The organism is Vibrio sp. 779(2023) (assembly GCF_033344285.1).
GTDB lineage: Bacteria > Pseudomonadota > Gammaproteobacteria > Enterobacterales > Vibrionaceae > Vibrio > Vibrio alginolyticus.
Window position 1 is genome coordinate 13,637 of record NZ_JAWPOM010000033.1, and the last position, 17,090, is coordinate 30,726.

Annotated in this window: 13 protein-coding genes and 1 pseudogene; 3 read left to right on the forward strand and 11 right to left on the reverse strand. The window is 45.6% G+C overall.

Annotated features, from left to right (window positions below; all coding sequences use genetic code 11):
* Positions 1–16: 16 nt before the first annotated feature.
* A complete protein-coding gene (locus R8O70_RS23525) occupies positions 17–940 on the forward strand; it encodes a D-2-hydroxyacid dehydrogenase (RefSeq protein ID WP_005384694.1) in 924 nt (307 codons plus the stop codon).
* Between the two features lie 2 nt (positions 941–942).
* Positions 943–1,515 (forward strand): uracil-DNA glycosylase family protein, encoded by a 573-nt coding sequence (locus tag R8O70_RS23530; RefSeq protein WP_005382518.1) that lies wholly within the window; start codon positions 943–945, stop codon positions 1,513–1,515.
* A gap of 240 nt (positions 1,516–1,755) precedes the next feature.
* Here the strand turns inward: R8O70_RS23530 and hemE are convergent, their stop codons facing one another.
* Positions 1,756–2,823, reverse strand: a complete 1,068-nt coding sequence (hemE, locus tag R8O70_RS23535) for a uroporphyrinogen decarboxylase (RefSeq protein ID WP_054730260.1) — start codon at positions 2,821–2,823, stop codon at positions 1,756–1,758.
* Positions 2,824–3,070: 247 nt separating this feature from the next.
* The gene (nudC, locus tag R8O70_RS23540) at positions 3,071–3,868 is read right to left on the reverse strand and encodes an NAD(+) diphosphatase (protein WP_005382516.1); all 798 of its coding nucleotides are present in this window, start codon (positions 3,866–3,868) and stop codon (positions 3,071–3,073) included.
* 177 nt (positions 3,869–4,045) lie between these two features.
* On the opposite strand from nudC, the gene R8O70_RS23545 reads away from it, so the two are divergent.
* The gene (locus R8O70_RS23545) at positions 4,046–4,537 is read left to right on the forward strand and encodes an Rsd/AlgQ family anti-sigma factor (protein WP_047102538.1); all 492 of its coding nucleotides are present in this window, start codon (positions 4,046–4,048) and stop codon (positions 4,535–4,537) included.
* Positions 4,538–4,710: 173 nt separating this feature from the next.
* On the opposite strand, the gene rpoC is transcribed toward R8O70_RS23545, so the two are convergent.
* The 9 genes and pseudogenes from rpoC to R8O70_RS23590 all read right to left on the reverse strand — a co-directional run.
* On the reverse strand, positions 4,711–8,913 hold the full coding sequence (gene rpoC / locus R8O70_RS23550; protein ID WP_005382514.1) for a DNA-directed RNA polymerase subunit beta': 4,203 nt from the start codon (positions 8,911–8,913) through the stop codon (positions 4,711–4,713).
* Between the two features lie 104 nt (positions 8,914–9,017).
* Positions 9,018–13,046: a DNA-directed RNA polymerase subunit beta gene (rpoB, locus tag R8O70_RS23555; protein WP_005384685.1), complete on the reverse strand. Its 4,029-nt coding sequence runs from the start codon at positions 13,044–13,046 to the stop codon at positions 9,018–9,020.
* 251 nt (positions 13,047–13,297) lie between these two features.
* On the reverse strand, positions 13,298–13,666 hold the full coding sequence (gene rplL / locus R8O70_RS23560) for a 50S ribosomal protein L7/L12 (protein WP_005382540.1): 369 nt from the start codon (positions 13,664–13,666) through the stop codon (positions 13,298–13,300).
* A gap of 57 nt (positions 13,667–13,723) precedes the next feature.
* Entirely contained in the window at positions 13,724–14,218 is a 495-nt protein-coding gene (gene rplJ, locus R8O70_RS23565) for a 50S ribosomal protein L10 (RefSeq protein ID WP_005382538.1), read from the reverse strand.
* A gap of 293 nt (positions 14,219–14,511) precedes the next feature.
* The gene (gene rplA / locus R8O70_RS23570) at positions 14,512–15,213 is read right to left on the reverse strand and encodes a 50S ribosomal protein L1 (protein ID WP_005384683.1); all 702 of its coding nucleotides are present in this window, start codon (positions 15,211–15,213) and stop codon (positions 14,512–14,514) included.
* Between the two features lie 4 nt (positions 15,214–15,217).
* Positions 15,218–15,646: a 50S ribosomal protein L11 gene (gene rplK, locus R8O70_RS23575; RefSeq protein ID WP_005384682.1), complete on the reverse strand. Its 429-nt coding sequence runs from the start codon at positions 15,644–15,646 to the stop codon at positions 15,218–15,220.
* Between the two features lie 164 nt (positions 15,647–15,810).
* A complete protein-coding gene (gene nusG / locus R8O70_RS23580; protein ID WP_005384681.1) occupies positions 15,811–16,359 on the reverse strand; it encodes a transcription termination/antitermination protein NusG in 549 nt (182 codons plus the stop codon).
* Positions 16,360–16,372: 13 nt separating this feature from the next.
* Positions 16,373–16,753, reverse strand: coding sequence for a preprotein translocase subunit SecE (secE, locus tag R8O70_RS23585; RefSeq protein ID WP_005384680.1), 381 nt, complete (start codon positions 16,751–16,753; stop codon positions 16,373–16,375).
* 266 nt (positions 16,754–17,019) lie between these two features.
* Positions 17,020–17,090, reverse strand: a pseudogene (locus tag R8O70_RS23590) (elongation factor Tu); the annotation flags it as partial.

Sequence of the window (17,090 nt, forward strand, 5' to 3'; positions counted from 1 at the left end):
ACAGGGAAAAAAGTTAATGCCGCATTCAAATCAGATTTTCCTGCTCTCAGAGCATCGCGACACCTACAAAACGTTACTGGCAGAGAAAAATCTGCCCGATCTTTGCCTCACCGACCAACCAGAAGCCGCTCAGATCGTACTAGCGGATCCACCCTTACTATCACAAAGCTTAGACGAGTTTTCACAGCTTGAATGGGTGCAATCCACGTTTGCTGGTGTCAACGCCTTAACATCCCCTAGCCTTCGTCAGGACTATACTCTAACTAACGTTCGAGGCATCTTTGGTCCACTGATTGCTGAATATGTTTTGGGTTACAGTATTGCCCATTACCGCCACTTTGCCCGATACCACCAGCAGCAACAAAACAAACAATGGCAGCCTCACCTGTACACGTCATTAAAAAGTAAAACCATGGTAATTCTTGGTACCGGTAGCATTGGGGGCTATCTGGGCAACGCCGCTAAAGCAATGGGGATAAAAACTATCGGTATTAACCGCACAGGTATCCCTACTCCAGGCGGCGAGTTTCATCAGACCTTTCATATCAATGAACTAAGTAAGGCATTTGAGCAAGCCGACATCGTTGTGAATACTCTACCAAGTACACCTGAGACGCGACAGTTACTTAATCGTCAAACGCTCAGCCAACTAAATCAGGCGTTATTGTTTAACGTAGGTCGTGGCGACGTACTGGATGAGGCAGGGTTGCTCTTCGCTCTGAAAAACCGTTGGGTAGAACACGCCTTCTTAGATGTGTTTGATCAAGAACCGTTGTCGGTAGAGCATCCATTTTGGAAACTACCGCAAGTCACCATCACTCCACACATTGCTGCGCTGAGTTTTCCCGAGCAAGTCATCGAGATTTTTGCTGACAACTATCTACGCTGGCGCGATGGGTTTTCATTAAATTATCAAGTGGATTTCGAAAAGGGTTACTAAGAATGTCGTTAGACGAGCTATTGCAGCAAGTGAGGGCCTGCCAGATCTGCGCGGATAACTTACCTTTGGGTGCAAACCCTGTCGTGCAAGCAGCAAAAGGGGCACGCATCCTAATCATCGGTCAGGCCCCTGGCACACGTGTACACAAAACCTCGATACCTTGGAATGACCCAAGTGGTGATCGATTACGCCAATGGCTCGATATCGACAAAGACGTTTTCTACGACCCAAATAAAATTGCCATTGTCCCAATGGGATTCTGTTATCCAGGCAAAGGGAACTCTGGTGATTTACCGCCTCGTAAAGAATGTGCGCCCACTTGGCATAAAAAGATTCTTGAGCAGCTGCCCAATATAGAGCTCACTCTACTAATTGGTCAGTACTCGCAGCAGTACTATCTCACCAACAAACCAAAGACGCTCACGCAAACCGTTCAGCAATGGCAAGATTGGGAACCGGACTTTATCCCGCTCCCTCACCCATCTCCACGCAATACATTGTGGTTAAAGAAGAATCCTTGGTTTGAATCTGACGTCGTACCATACCTTAAAAAACGCGTTCACTCGATGCTTTAGGTTACCCATGATCTAATTGCTTGTTTATCTGTACAAGAAAATTAGAACATAAAACCAGAAATTATAAGTATTTGTTTATATTAAATTTTAATGTCTAATGTACAGCTAGAGTAGTAATTAGATCATAGTAGGCCAAATACTACTAGAGCTGTACAGCCTTGAGTCTCAGATAGAAAAAATGAATTTTAGGCAAAAAAATACCGGCACTGAATGCCGGCATTTGATTTCAAAAGATCTAACTTACTTGTGGTATGGCTTAGATAGCTCGTGTACCGCTTCCACAAATACGCCCGCGTTTTCTGGCGGCACATCCAAATGGATACCGTGACCTAGGTTGAACACATGACCAGTACCTGCATCACCAAAACCTTCTAGAATACCCGCGACTTCTTCACAGATACGCTCTGGTGAAGCGTAAAGCATTGATGGGTCCATGTTACCTTGCAGAGCTACTTTATCACCGATACGTGCTTTCGCGTCTGCAATGTTGATTGTCCAGTCTAGACCAACCGCATCACAGCCTGTTGCTGCGATTTGCTCAAGCCACATGCCGCCATTCTTAGTAAACAGTGTGACTGGCACGCGACGACCGTCGTTTTCACGAATCAGACCATCTACAATCTTGTGCATGTATTGCAGTGAGAACAGATTGTAATCACGAGGCGTTAGTACGCCACCCCATGTGTCAAATACCATTACCGATTGCGCACCCGCTTTAATTTGCGCGTTTAAGTACTCGATAACGCTGTCTGCCAGCTTATCTAGAAGTAGGTGCAGAGTTTGTGGTTCCGCGTACATCATCTTCTTGATCTTGGTAAACGCTTTAGAGCTACCACCTTCGATCATGTACGTCGCAAGAGTCCAAGGGCTACCAGAAAAACCAATCAGCGGCACTTCACCCTTCAGGTCTTTACGGATCTGGCGTACTGCGTTCATTACGTATTGCAGTTCACCTTCAGGATCTGGCAAACCAATTTTTTCCACGTCGGCTTTGCATGTAATTGGGTTATCAAAAACAGGTCCTTCACCCGCAGCAAAACGCAAACCAAGCCCCATTGCATCTGGAATCGTTAAGATGTCCGAGAATAAGATCGCGGCATCAAGAGGAAAACGGCGTAATGGTTGAAGTGTCACTTCGGATGCTAATTCTGCATTTCGACACAAAGACATGAAATCACCCGCTTCTGCACGAGTCGCTTTGTATTCTGGTAGGTAACGACCTGCCTGGCGCATCATCCATACTGGCGTGTAATCTACCGGCTCTTTTAAAAGCGCACGCAGATAACGATCATTTTTTAATTCAGTCATTCCGTAATTCCAACTGTTAGGCTTTCTGTGAAAGGGGGTATTCTATCACTGATTTAAGTCCAATAGCTGTGTGCTTTGCAACCTGGATCAAGTTATTAACTTTTAAATCAATGCTTAATTTGCACCCAATCGGTATCAGTGTTAAAAATTTGTTCGCTAGCGAAAACTACAATTATAAACTGAGTACTTAGTACTCAGCATCTCATAACGACATCTTACTTACCCCCTCCCTCTCGGAGGGTTTTTTTTATCTATTTATCAGACAATTAGAGTCTATATCTTTCAGCGTTTGTTCGATAAGTGCTCTTGCAATCGTTCCTTTAGGCGCAACAGGCGGCATCTCGTCGATACCAAACCATTGTGCATCAGACAGCTCAGTGTAGTCTGGGCTTAACTCTCCGGATTCATAATCAGCTAAAAACCCCATCATCATACTGGATGGGAAAGCCCAAGGCTGGCTGCCAAAGTAACGAATATTTTTAACGAGAATTCCCGTTTCTTCATGAATTTCTCGAGCCACGCACTCTTCTAATGTCTCACCGACTTCTAGAAAACCCGCAATAACCGTATACATACCATTTCGATGCCTTGGATGTTGGGCTAATAAGATCTGATTTTCTTTACGTACAGCAACGATAATACACGGAAATATTCTAGGATAATGAAGGGTGCGACATTCACCACACTGCATGGCTAACTGGTTATTATTAAGAAAGTTTCTTCCTCCGCACTGTGGACAAAAGCGCAAACTTTGCGTCATGTGCCCATATTGCACAGCTTTACTTAACAACATAAATAATGGCTCAGGAAAATGCAGGCAGTCACGCAGGGATACTAAAGGTAGATCATGCTCTAAATCGGCCAAGTTAAGCCACATGACGGGCGAACCAGAATACTCACCAATGGGTCTTGCACTCGTTACTGGCAGTGATAACTGCTCTGCAGACCCGAAGGGCACAGCACCATCCACCAGCCAAATTTCACTTCCTGCAACAACACACCAGTATGCATTTATCGCGCGGTTAACATCACCTTTTCTTAACATTACACCATCCCTTTGCTTGAAGTTCGTTCATTTTACTGGCAATCTAATTTCATACTAGAGTTTATCGTTAAGTAAATGTGCACTCTAAATTCTAGTAAGGACAAGAGTTTGTAATAACTTTACTAACTTTGCTTTGCAAAGGATACGTTCGCCGATGGGCGATCAGATCATGAGGGCATGGTCATGCTAAGAAAATTCAAACAAACACAAGACCAGTGGGGTGGCTCAAGTGATGTCATTGATCACTGGTTAGAGACACGACAATCCCTGATTGTTGAATATTGTAAGCTTGCAGCGCTGCAACCTTGTTCGAAAACCAATGTTATTGAACTCCCATCTCCTTCCGAACTGCAGGATTTCTGTCAGCACCTCGTTGATTACATCTCCGAAGGCCACTTTAAAATTTATGACATGGTTATGGACCGTTGGAAAGCAACCGGCTTTGTCGTAACTAATGAGATCAATCAAACCTATGGTCAAATTGTTCTAACGACTGAACCATTATTGAACTTTAACGATAAGTACTCAGAAGTGACTGAAGATGATGAATTAAATGATTTCGATTCTGATATGTGTATCATTGGGGAAATTCTTGAGACTCGCTTTGAAGTCGAGGACTATCTGATACAGCAAATCGCAGAAAGCCTGTCTATGCCACCTGGAGCTTAGTATTTGCAAACATTCAGAAATAGAGTGAGAGAAAAGACTGACGATCATCGTCGGTCTTTTTTGTTTCTAGCTTTATCGAAAATCCCACCGGAAGAACAAAGCAGTATAAAAAACTAAAAAGGCACCCGAAGGTGCCTTTTTCTTAAGCTTTTAACGATTACTCGTTATATGACTTACTCTTCAGAAGAGAAACCAGCGTTTAGAAGTGCCGCTAGGTTATCCGTTGCTTGCTCAGCAGAAGGACCATCTTGCGCTTCAGAACGTTTAGCTTGACGCTCTTGGTGGTATGCGAAACCAGTACCAGCTGGGATCAGACGACCAACAATTACGTTCTCTTTCAGACCACGTAGGTCATCACGCTTACCAGAAACCGCAGCTTCTGTTAGTACGCGAGTTGTCTCCTGGAACGATGCCGCAGAGATGAACGACTCAGTCGCTAGAGATGCTTTAGTAATACCTAGTAGTTCACGTTCGAAACGTGCAGGCTCTTTGCCTTCAGCTTCTAGGTTACGGTTAGCAATCTTAACTTGTGAGTATTCAATCTGCTCACCAGGTAGGAACTCAGAGTCACCAGAGTGAGTAATAGTACACTTACGTAGCATCTGACGAACGATAGTTTCAATGTGCTTATCGTTAATCTTAACGCCTTGTAGACGGTAAACTTCCTGTACTTCGTTAGCAATGTACTGCGTTACCGCGTGTACGCCACGTAGACGTAGGATGTCATGTGGAGACTCTGGACCATCTGCGATCACGTCACCACGTTCAACTTTTTCACCTTCGAATACGTTCAACTGACGATGCTTAGGAATCATCTCTTCGTAAGCTTCACCGCTTTCACGTGTGATCACTAGGCGACGTTTACCTTTCGTCTCTTTACCAAAGCTCACAGTACCTGTGTGCTCAGCAAGGATTGCAGGCTCTTTCGGCTTACGTGCTTCAAATAGGTCAGCAACTCGTGGAAGACCACCGGTGATATCTTTGTTACCGCCAGACTTCTGAGGAATACGTGCTAGTGTTGCACCAACACCTACTGCTGCGCCATCTTCGATGTTCACAATCGCTTTACCAGGTAGGAAGTAGTGAGCTGGCATATCAGTACCAGGGATCATTACATCGTTACCTTGCTCGTCAACAAGTTTGATAGCTGGACGCATATCTTTACCTGCTGAAGGGCGAGCTGCTGGGTCAGTTACTTCGCTTGAAGATAGACCAGTTAAGTCATCCGTTTGACGAGATACTGTTACGCCGTCGATCATATCTACGAACTGGATGCGACCTGCTACCTCAGTAATGATAGGTAGTGTGTGCGCTTCCCAGTTTGCAACTGTTTCGCCAGCTTGAACTGTATCACCATCGCCTTTGCTTAGTAGCGTACCGTAAGGCAGTTTGTGCTTCTCTTTAGTACGACCAAACTCATCAACGATAGTTAACTCTGTCGCACGAGAAGTGATAACGATCTTACCGTCATCAGCCAATACAGATTTAGCGTTGTGTAGCTTGATAGAACCGTTGTTCTTAACTTGAACACTGTTCTCTGCCGCTGCTGTCGATGCCGCACCACCGATGTGGAACGTACGCATCGTTAGCTGTGTACCTGGCTCACCGATAGACTGAGCAGCAATAACACCCACTGCTTCACCTTGGTTCACTAGGTGACCACGTGCTAGGTCACGACCGTAACATTGTGCACAACAACCGAAGTCAGAATCACACGTTACTACAGAGCGCACTTTCATGCTGTCTACTGAGTTCTCTTCCATGATTTGACACCACTTCTCATCGATCAGGGTGTTACGTGGAATAAGAACGTCTTCAGTGCCAGGTTTTAGTACGTCTTCAGCAACAACACGACCAAGAGCAAGCTCAGAAAGTGCAACTTTAACATCACCACCCTCGATGTGAGGCATCATGTCGACACCTTCGTGAGTGCCACAGTCATGTTCAGTTACAACAACGTCTTGAGCAACGTCTACTAGACGACGAGTTAGGTAACCCGAGTTCGCTGTTTTCAGTGCCGTATCCGCAAGACCCTTACGAGCACCGTGCGTTGAGATAAAGTACTGAAGTACGTTTAGACCTTCTTTAAAGTTCGCTGTGATCGGCGTTTCGATGATTGAACCATCTGGACGCGCCATCAGACCACGCATACCCGCAAGCTGACGAATCTGTGCTGCAGAACCACGAGCGCCCGAGTCCGCCATCATATAGATGCTGTTGAATGACTCTTGCTGTTCCTCTTCACCGTCACGGTTAACTACCGTTTCAGATGAAAGGTTTTCCATCATTGCTTTCGCAACACGGTCGTTGGTCGATGCCCAGATATCGATAACTTTGTTGTAGCGTTCGCCCGCAGTAACAAGACCTGATTGGTACTGTTCCTGGATTTCACGTACTTCTTCTTCCGCTTCTGCGATTTCAGTGTACTTAGCTGCTGGTACAACCATATCGTCGATACCAACAGATACACCAGAAAGTGCCGCGTATGCGAAACCTGTGTACATGATTTGGTCAGCGAAGATTACTGTGTCTTTCAGACCTAGTTTACGGTACGCCTCGTTAAGTAGGTTAGAGATTTGCTTCTTACCTAGCTTTTGGTTAACGATGCTGTACGGTAGACCAGCTGGCACGATTTGCCATAGCATTGCACGACCAACAGTGGTGTCTACCATCTTGGTTTCTGTAGTGCTGTTGCCGTCTTCGTCTACAACAGTTTCTGTAATTCGTACTTTAACGCGTGCGTGAAGCTCAGCTTGTTTAGTGCGGTATGCTTTCTCAGCCTCTTCTGGGCCAGAAAGGTACATGCCTTCACCTTTCACGTTGATCTTTTCACGAGTCATGTAGTACAGACCCAATACAACGTCCTGAGAAGGTACGATGATCGGATCACCTGACGCTGGCGACAGAATGTTGTTTGTCGACATCATCAGAGTACGAGCTTCAAGTTGTGCCTCTAGAGTTAGAGGTACGTGAACCGCCATTTGGTCACCATCGAAGTCCGCGTTGTACGCCGCACAAACAAGTGGGTGTAGCTGAATCGCTTTACCTTCGATCAGTACTGGTTCGAACGCCTGGATACCTAGACGGTGAAGTGTCGGTGCACGGTTCAATAGTACTGGGTGTTCACGGATTACTTCGTCTAGGATATCCCAAACGACCGCTTCTTCACGCTCTACCATTTTCTTAGCAGCTTTGATTGTAGTCGCAAGACCACGAGTCTCTAGCTTGCTGTAGATGAATGGTTTGAATAGCTCAAGTGCCATCTTCTTAGGAAGACCACACTGGTGTAGACGCAGGTATGGACCTACTGTGATTACAGAACGGCCAGAGTAGTCTACACGTTTACCTAGAAGGTTCTGACGGAAACGACCTTGTTTACCCTTGATCATATCAGCAAGAGATTTCAGAGGACGCTTGTTAGAACCTGTGATCGCACGACCACGACGACCGTTATCTAGTAGCGCATCAACAGACTCTTGCAGCATACGTTTTTCGTTACGTACGATGATGTCCGGAGCCGCTAGCTCTAGAAGACGCTTCAAACGGTTGTTACGGTTGATCACACGACGGTATAGATCGTTAAGATCAGAAGTCGCAAAGCGGCCGCCATCTAGAGGTACTAGAGGACGTAGATCTGGCGGAAGTACTGGAAGTACAGTTAGGATCATCCACTCAGGGTTGTTACCCGATGCGATGAACGCTTCTACCAGCTTAAGACGCTTAGTTACTTTCTTACGCTTAGTTTCAGAGTTTGTTGTCTCTAACTCTTCACGCATTTGTTCTGCTTCAGCGTGCATATCCATAGAACCTAGTAGGTCCTTGATAGCTTCCGCACCCATCTTAGCAGTGAACTCGTCGCCCCACTCTTCTAGACGATCTAGATACTCTTCTTCAGTAAGCATCTGACCTTTTTCTAGATCAGTCATACCAGGCTCTGTTACTACGTACATTTCGAAGTACAGAACGCGTTCGATATCACGTAGAGGGATATCCATTAGTAGACCGATACGAGACGGTAGCGATTTTAGGAACCAGATGTGAGCTACTGGTGAAGCCAGTTCAATGTGGCCCATACGGTCACGACGAACTTTAGTTTGTGTAACTTCTACACCACACTTCTCACAGATAACACCACGGTGCTTCAGGCGCTTGTACTTACCACAAAGACATTCGTAGTCTTTAACTGGACCAAAGATACGCGCACAGAACAGACCATCGCGTTCAGGTTTGAACGTACGATAGTTGATCGTTTCAGGTTTTTTAACTTCACCGAAAGACCATGAACGGATCATGTCTGGTGAAGATAGACCGATTTTGATTGCATCAAATTCTTCGGTCTTATGCTGTGCTTTTAGAAAGTTTAATAAGTCTTTCACAATCAGCTCCTGTAAGGAGTTAAAAGGAGCTCACTCGCTAAAGTGAGCACCTTCTTCCAAATAATCGCTTTGATTCTCTCGACTTTCATCAAGAGAGAAAAGGATTACTCTTCGTCTTCTAGCTCGATGTTGATACCTAGCGAGCGGATCTCTTTCAACAGTACGTTGAACGATTCTGGCATGCCAGGTTCCATGCTGTGGTTACCGTCTACGATGTTCTTGTACATCTTAGTACGGCCGTTAACGTCATCCGACTTAACCGTTAGCATTTCTTGTAGCGTGTAAGCAGCACCGTATGCTTCTAGTGCCCATACTTCCATCTCACCGAAACGCTGACCACCGAACTGAGCTTTACCACCTAGTGGTTGCTGAGTTACTAGGCTGTACGAACCAGTTGAACGAGCGTGCATCTTGTCATCAACAAGGTGGTTCAGTTTCAGCATGTACATGTAACCAACAGTTACAGGACGCTCAAACGCATCACCTGTGCGACCATCAAACAGTGTTAACTGACCTGATGTTGGTAGATCTGCTAGCTCAAGAAGTGCTTTGATTGACTCTTCTGGAGCGCCATCAAATACAGGAGTCGCGATTGGTAGACCGCCACGCAAGTTCTTGATCAGAGTACGTACTTCATCATCAGATAGAGAAGCAATGTCTACTTTCTGGCGAGTGTCGCCTAGATCGTAAACTTTTTGTAGGAACTCGCGGAATTTCGCTAGTTCTTGCTGCTCTTTAACCATCTGGTTGATCTTGTCACCGATACCTTTCGCTGCCAGACCTAAGTGTACTTCTAGGATCTGACCGATGTTCATACGCGAAGGTACACCCAGTGGGTTAAGTACGATGTCTACAGGCTGACCTTTCTCATCGTATGGCATGTCTTCAACAGGGTTGATCTTAGAGATTACACCCTTGTTACCGTGACGACCCGCCATCTTATCACCAGGCTGAATGCGACGTTTAACCGCTAGGTAAACCTTAACGATCTTCAGTACACCAGGTGCTAAATCATCACCTTGAGTGATCTTACGACGCTTAGTTTCGAACTTCTTATCAAAGTCGGCTTTTAGCTCATCCCACTGCTCAGCAAGTTGCTCAAGCTGAGTTTGTAGTGCGTCATCTTCTAGCGTTAGTTCTAGCCACTTCTTACGATCAGTTGTGTCTAGTTTCGCTTCAGAGTAACCGCCTTCAATCAATACAGCTTTAACACGGTTTAGAAGGCCGCCCTCAAGAATCTGGAATTCTTCAGTTAGGTCTTTCTTCGCTTCTTTAAGCTGCATCTGTTCGATTTCAAGCGCACGCTTGTCTTTCTCTACGCCATCGCGAGTAAAGACTTGAACGTCGATGATCGTACCTGATACAGAGTTAGGTACACGTAGTGAAGTATCTTTAACGTCAGATGCTTTTTCACCGAAGATTGCACGTAGTAGCTTCTCTTCAGGCGTTAGCTGAGTTTCACCTTTAGGTGTAACTTTACCAACTAGGATGTCGCCACCCTTAACTTCAGCACCGATGTAAACGATACCCGACTCGTCTAGTTTAGACAGAGCAGACTCACCTACGTTTGGAATATCCGCTGTGATCTCTTCAGAACCAAGCTTAGTATCACGCGCCACACAAGTCAGTTCTTGGATGTGGATAGTCGTGAAACGGTCTTCTTGAACTACGCGCTCAGATACTAAGATCGAGTCTTCGAAGTTGTAACCGTTCCAAGGCATGAACGCGATACGCATGTTTTGACCAAGCGCTAGTTCACCAAGGTCTGTTGAAGGACCATCAGCAAGAACGTCACCGCGTGATACAGGCTCACCTGGCATCACACATGGGCGCTGGTTAATACATGTGTTCTGGTTAGAACGTGTGTATTTAGTCAGGTTGTAGATGTCGATACCAGCTTCACCTGGTACTAGCTCTTCTTCGTTAACTTTAACAACGATACGAGAAGCATCTACTGACTGGATTACACCACCACGTTTAGCAACTGCAGTTACACCTGAGTCAACTGCTACGTTACGTTCAATACCAGTACCAACAAGCGGTTTGTCAGCTTTCAGTGTTGGAACTGCCTGACGTTGCATGTTCGCACCCATCAATGCACGGTTCGCATCATCGTGTTCTAGGAACGGGATAAGCGATGCAGCGATAGATACAACCTGGTTTGTCGCAACGTCCATGTACTGAGCGTGCTCACGAGGGTGTAGACCAGATTCACCTTTCTGACGAGCTGTGATCAGCTCATCTGCAAAAGTACCATCTTCGTTTAGCTTAGCGTTCGCCTGTGCGATAACGAATTGGCCTTCTTCGATTGCAGATAGGTAATCTACTTCGTCTGTTACTACGCCATCTACAACGCGACGGTATGGTGTCTCTAGGAAACCGTACTCGTTACAACGCGCAAACGCAGATAGAGAGTTGATCAGACCGATGTTTGGACCTTCAGGCGTTTCGATAGGACATAGACGACCGTAGTGAGTTACGTGTACGTCACGTACTTCGAAGCCAGCACGTTCACGAGTTAGACCGCCAGGACCCAATGCAGAAATACGACGCTTGTGCGTTACTTCTGATAGCGGGTTGTTTTGGTCCATGAACTGTGAAAGCTGTGAAGAGCCAAAGAATTCTTTAACTGCCGCAGAAATTGGCTTCGCGTTGATCAAGTCTTGAGGCATGATTGCGTCAAGATCGCCTAGGCTTAGACGCTCTTTAACTGCACGCTCAACACGTACTAGACCTACACGGAACTGGTTCTCAGCCATTTCGCCTACAGAACGGATACGACGGTTGCCTAGGTGGTCGATATCGTCCACTTCGCCCTTACCGTTACGGATCGCGATCAGCTTCTTCATCACTTCGATGATATCAGTTTCATCAAGTGTGCCTTGCTCTTGAGCATCTTCACGGCCGATAGAGCTGTTGAACTTCATACGACCAACAGTCGATAGATCGTAACGCTCTTCAGAGAAGAATAGGCTTTCGAATAGAGCTTCTGCAGCTTCTTTTGTTGGCGGCTCACCAGGGCGCATCATGCGGTAGATTTCTACCAATGCAGAAATACGATCAACCGTGCTGTCGATACGTAGTGTTTCTGACATGAATGGACCGTGGTCTAGATCGTTCGTGAATAGAACTTCTAGCGCTTTGTGGCCAGCCTGAGATAGGTTCGCTAGTGCTTCCAGGCTGATTTCCTGGTTAGCGTTAACAATGATCTCGCCTGTTGCTTCATTGATGTAATCTTTTGATGCAACTTTACCTACGATGTACTCAACTGGTACTTCGATGTGATCAACACCATCTTTTTCTAGTTGGCGGATATGACGAGCTGTTACGCGACGACCTTGCTCAACGTAAACTTTACCATTTGCTTCGATGTCGAATGACGCAGTTTCACCACGTAGACGATCAGGAACCAACTCCATCAATAGAGTTTGGTCTTTCACTTCGAAGTTCACTTTCTCGAAGAAGATATCTAGGATTTCTTCTGTCGACTTACCTAGTGCACGAAGGATGATCGATGCTGGTAGCTTACGACGGCGGTCGATACGAACGTACAAGTTATCCTTAGGATCAAACTCGAAATCAAGCCATGAACCACGGTAAGGAATAACACGTGCGTTGTATAAAACTTTACCTGAAGAGTGGGTCTTACCCTTATCGCTGTCGAAGAACACGCCTGGGCTTCGGTGCAGCTGGGATACGATAACCCTCTCGGTACCGTTGATTACGAAGGTACCATTGTCTGTCATGAGTGGAATTTCACCCATGTAGACTTCTTGTTCTTTAATGTCTTTTACAGTACCTGCTGGCGCGTCTTTATCAAAGATAACTAGGCGTAGTTTTACACGTAGTGGCTTTGAGTAAGTTACACCGCGGATTTGACATTCTTTAACGTCAAAAACTGGCTCACCAAGACGGTAGCTAACGTATTGCAGCTCAGAATTGCCGTTGTAGCTCTGAATCGGGAATACAGAACGGAAAGCGGCTTCAAGACCGTATTGACCTTCAGGATCCTGTTCGATAAATTTGTCGAACGAATCGAGCTGGATCGATAGCAGGTATGGAATGTCCAAAACTTGTGGACGAGTACCAAAGTCCTTACGGATGCGCTTTTTCTCGGTATAAGAGTAAACCATGGGGTTCCTCAGCTCGCTGATAAGTGACCCAAACTGTCCGCCCGCTCCTAGTTACTTAAGGGGGTAAGGGACAGTGACTAATATAGCTGTTTACTGTAGTGACATTTCATTTCGTAAGAATGAAATGTTTTTTGCATGGATATCAGGCGCTTAAACAGCGGGAAAATTCGCCTATACCCTACAGCGCAAAAAGGCCGGTGGTTAAAAAACCACCAGCCAATTAGCCGTTAGGCTAAGAAACTATGCAATAATTACTTAACAGCAACAGTTGCACCAGCTTCTTCTAGCTGAGCTTTAAGAGCTTCAGCTTCTGCTTTCTCAACACCTTCTTTAAGAGGTGCTGGAGCGCCGTCTACTAGAGCTTTAGCTTCTTTAAGACCTAGGCCAGTTGCGCCACGTACTGCTTTGATTACAGCAACTTTGTTACCGCCAGCAGCTTCTAGGATTACGTCGAATTCAGTTTGCTCAGCAGCAGCTTCGCCTGCAGCAGCGCCGCCAGCTACAACAGCAGCAGCAGCAGAAACACCGAATTTCTCTTCCATTGCTTCGATTAGTTCAACAACTTGCATTACAGACATTTCTGCAACTGCGTCTAGGATTTGCTCGTTAGTAATAGACATAACAATTCTCTTTTAAGTCAACAATAAGTTTATTAAGCAACCAGTAAAAAGCAAGGCTTATGCCGCTGCTTCTTGTTTTTGATCGCGGATAGCTGCGATAGTACGCGCCAGCTTGCCAGCCGAAGCTTCTTTCATGCACATCATTAGGCGTGCAATTGCTTCGTCGTAAGTTGGTAGTGTTGCTAGTACTTCAGCGTCAGTTAAAGCGCCTTCAAATGCAGCAGCTTTGATCTCGAAATCTTTGTTCTCTTTAGCGAAGTCTTTGAAAAGACGCGCTGCAGCACCTGGGTGCTCATTAGAGAATGCGATTAGAGTAGGACCAGTGAAAGTGTCAGTTAGACACTCGTACTCAGTACCTTCAACCGCACGACGAGCAAGAGTGTTACGAACAACTCTCATGTAAACGCCAGCTTCACGAGCTTGTTTACGTAGAGAAGTCATCGCGCCAACTTGAACGCCACGAGAATCAGCTACAACTGCAGAAAGTGCACCACTGGCAGCTTCGTTGACTTCAGCAACAATTGCTTTTTTGTCTTGAAGGTTTAAAGCCATCTTGGATTTACTCCTGGTTGTCGTTACACCACTCACTATCATCACGACAGTGAGAGCTATTGAGGTGCTTCCCCAGAAGAAAGTTAACTATATTACATAGAGCTTTCTGTCAGTTCGGGCACCATCTACGTAGGATAATTAAGTTTGCTTTTACACAAACACCTACGGTCTTGGACGGAGACTGGGTCTTAATTCATTTCGAACTAGGAGACAGTTCAAAGAACCAAAGTTCAGCCCCAACCACAAATATTAGGCGCAAAATTATACACTAATTTTGCGCCTAAGCAAATAAATTATGCTTGAGTGTTCAGGCTAGCCTGATCAACAGCAACACCAGCACCCATAGTAGTAGAGATGCTTACTTTCTTCAGGAAAGTACCTTTCGCTGAAGATGGCTTAGCTTTCTTCAGAGCAACTAGAAGTGCTTCTAGGTTCTCTTTGATCTGCTCAGCAGAGAAGTTTGCTTTACCGATAGTAGTGTGGATGATGCCGTTTTTGTCGTTACGGTAACGAACCTGACCAGCTTTAGCGTTTTTAACTGCTTCAGCAACGTTAGGAGTTACAGTACCAACTTTAGGGTTTGGCATAAGACCGCGAGGACCTAGGATAGTACCTAGTTGACCTACAACGCGCATTGCATCTGGAGAAGCAACAACTACGTCAAAGTTCATTTCGCCTTTCTTAACTTGCTCAGCAAGATCTTCCATACCTACGATGTCTGCGCCAGCTTCTTTAGCTGCTTCAGCGTTAGCACCTTGAGTGAACACTGCAACGCGGATTTCGCGGCCAGTACCGTGAGGTAGTACAGTTGCACCACGTACGTTCTGGTCAGATTTACGAGCATCAATGCCAAGGTTAACAGCAACGTCTACAGACTCAACGAATTTAGCAGTCGCTAGTTCTTGAAGAAGAGCAACAGCTTCGTTGATTTCGTATTCTTTAGTTACGTCAACTTTTTCGCGGATTACGCGCATGCGCTTAGTTAGTTTTGCCATCTTATTAACCCTCTACCACTAGGCCCATTGAACGAGCAGTACCAGCGATAGAACGCTTCATCGCTTCGATGTCAGCACCAGTCATATCAGCAGCTTTAGTTTCTGCGATTTCTTGGATTTGAGCGTCAGTTACAGTACCAACTTTTTCAGTGTTTGGACGACCTGAACCAGACTTAACGCCAGCAGCTTTCTTAAGAAGAACAGCAGCAGGTGGAGTCTTAGTTACGAACGTGAAAGAACGGTCGCTGTATACTGTGATAACTACTGGAGTTGGTAGACCTTTCTCAATAGATTCTGTTTTTGCGTTGAACGCTTTACAGAATTCCATGATGTTCACACCGTGTTGACCTAGTGCAGGACCTACTGGTGGACTAGGGTTAGCCATACCAGCAGCAACTTGTAGCTTGATGTAAGCTTCAACTTTCTTAGCCATGATAATTCCTAAGTTTGGGTACAAACGCTAATCGCGGATCAGCTCCCCGTTTGTGTAAGAAACTTTTTACTTCACTTGAAGTAAAAAGGCGCGAAATTATAGTCATAATCCGCGCCTTATACAACCCTAAAAAGGTGATTTTTTATACTCTTTAACGAAGAGTCTTAGTCCAGCTTTTCAACCTGACCAAATTCAAGCTCAACTGGTGTCGCACGACCAAAGATCGATACAGACACTTTCAGGCGGCTCTTCTCGTAATCCACTTCTTCAACAGTACCGTTGAAGTCAGCAAATGGACCTTCGTTAACACGTACCACTTCACCCGCTTCGTACATTGTACGCGGACGAGGCGCTTCACTCGCTTTCTCAAGACGATTAAGAATCGCGTCAGCCTCTTTATCCGTGATAGGTGCCGGACGGTCTGAGGTACCACCAATGAAGCCCATGACACGCGGCACACTGCGTACTAGGTGCCATGATTCATCGTTCATAATCATCTGAACAAGGACGTAACCTGGGAAGAACTTACGCTCAGATTTGCGACGCTGACCCGCGCGCATTTCCACTACTTCTTCAGTAGGAACCAGTACTTCACCGAATAGCTCTTCCATGCCGTGCATTTTGATATGCTCGCGCAGAGATTGAGCTACACGACCTTCAAATCCAGAGAAGGCTTGAACCACATACCAGCGTTTTTTTGGAGCTTCACTCATGAATAAAAACCCTCTATACCCCAGTTGCTAGAGCTACTAGACGAACCATAATTCCGTCAATACCCCATAGCACTAGAGCCATTACAATACTTACAGCTAAAACGATCAGTGTTGTTTGCATGGTTTCTTGGCGAGTAGGCCAAACAACTTTACGTACTTCCATACGAGATTCTTTTGCAAAACTGATCGCTGCTTTACCTTTAGTCGTTGTTGCTGCAACGCCTAAGGCAGCTGCAATAAGAACAACAACGCCTGCAGCACGAACCACTACAGACATTTCACCATACAGGTAATTACCCACAACAGCGGCAGCTGCCAATACGAAAGCGGCTACCCACTTAAACGTATCTGCTGCGTTTGAGCTATCAGGAGTTTCAGCATTATTTGCTTTCATAAAACCAACCTGTTACAAGTCTTAATATAGACGACAACAACCCCGCTGTTGCAGGGCAAACTCCATATCGCTGAAAAAATCAGCGTACTCTTCTTAAGATTAAGCCTCTTTGCTTAATCTTGCTCTGCGCCCAACCCACTTCTGAACAAGAAAACAGCAAAAATAATGTTGAGTGCAGAAAAAGGGCATCAAATGATGCCCTTTTTGCTACTGGTTCGTCAAATCTAATTCAAGATTTTCCGAAAGCATCGCTAATTCGCTATGAATTAGTCGAAGATCTTAGCAACAACACCAGCACCTACTGTACGGCCACCTTCACGGATCGCGAAACGTAGAC

Excerpts from the sequence above, each read along its gene's own strand:
- nudC (WP_005382516.1), bottom strand. The coding sequence starts at position 3,868 with ATGTTAAGAAAAGGTGATGTTAACCGCGCGATAAATGCATACTGGTGT.
- R8O70_RS23525 (WP_005384694.1), top strand. The coding sequence starts at position 17 with ATGCCGCATTCAAATCAGATTTTCCTGCTCTCAGAGCATCGCGACACC.
- nusG (WP_005384681.1), bottom strand. The coding sequence starts at position 16,359 with ATGAGTGAAGCTCCAAAAAAACGCTGGTATGTGGTTCAAGCCTTCTCT.
- secE (WP_005384680.1), bottom strand. The coding sequence starts at position 16,753 with ATGAAAGCAAATAATGCTGAAACTCCTGATAGCTCAAACGCAGCAGAT.
- rplK (WP_005384682.1), bottom strand. The coding sequence starts at position 15,646 with ATGGCTAAGAAAGTTGAAGCTTACATCAAGCTACAAGTTGCTGCTGGT.
- R8O70_RS23530 (WP_005382518.1), top strand. The coding sequence starts at position 943 with ATGTCGTTAGACGAGCTATTGCAGCAAGTGAGGGCCTGCCAGATCTGC.
- rplA (WP_005384683.1), bottom strand. The coding sequence starts at position 15,213 with ATGGCAAAACTAACTAAGCGCATGCGCGTAATCCGCGAAAAAGTTGAC.
- hemE (WP_054730260.1), bottom strand. The coding sequence starts at position 2,823 with ATGACTGAATTAAAAAATGATCGTTATCTGCGTGCGCTTTTAAAAGAG.
- rplJ (WP_005382538.1), bottom strand. The coding sequence starts at position 14,218 with ATGGCTTTAAACCTTCAAGACAAAAAAGCAATTGTTGCTGAAGTCAAC.
- R8O70_RS23545 (WP_047102538.1), top strand. The coding sequence starts at position 4,046 with ATGGTCATGCTAAGAAAATTCAAACAAACACAAGACCAGTGGGGTGGC.
- rplL (WP_005382540.1), bottom strand. The coding sequence starts at position 13,666 with ATGTCTATTACTAACGAGCAAATCCTAGACGCAGTTGCAGAAATGTCT.
- rpoB (WP_005384685.1), bottom strand. The coding sequence starts at position 13,046 with ATGGTTTACTCTTATACCGAGAAAAAGCGCATCCGTAAGGACTTTGGT.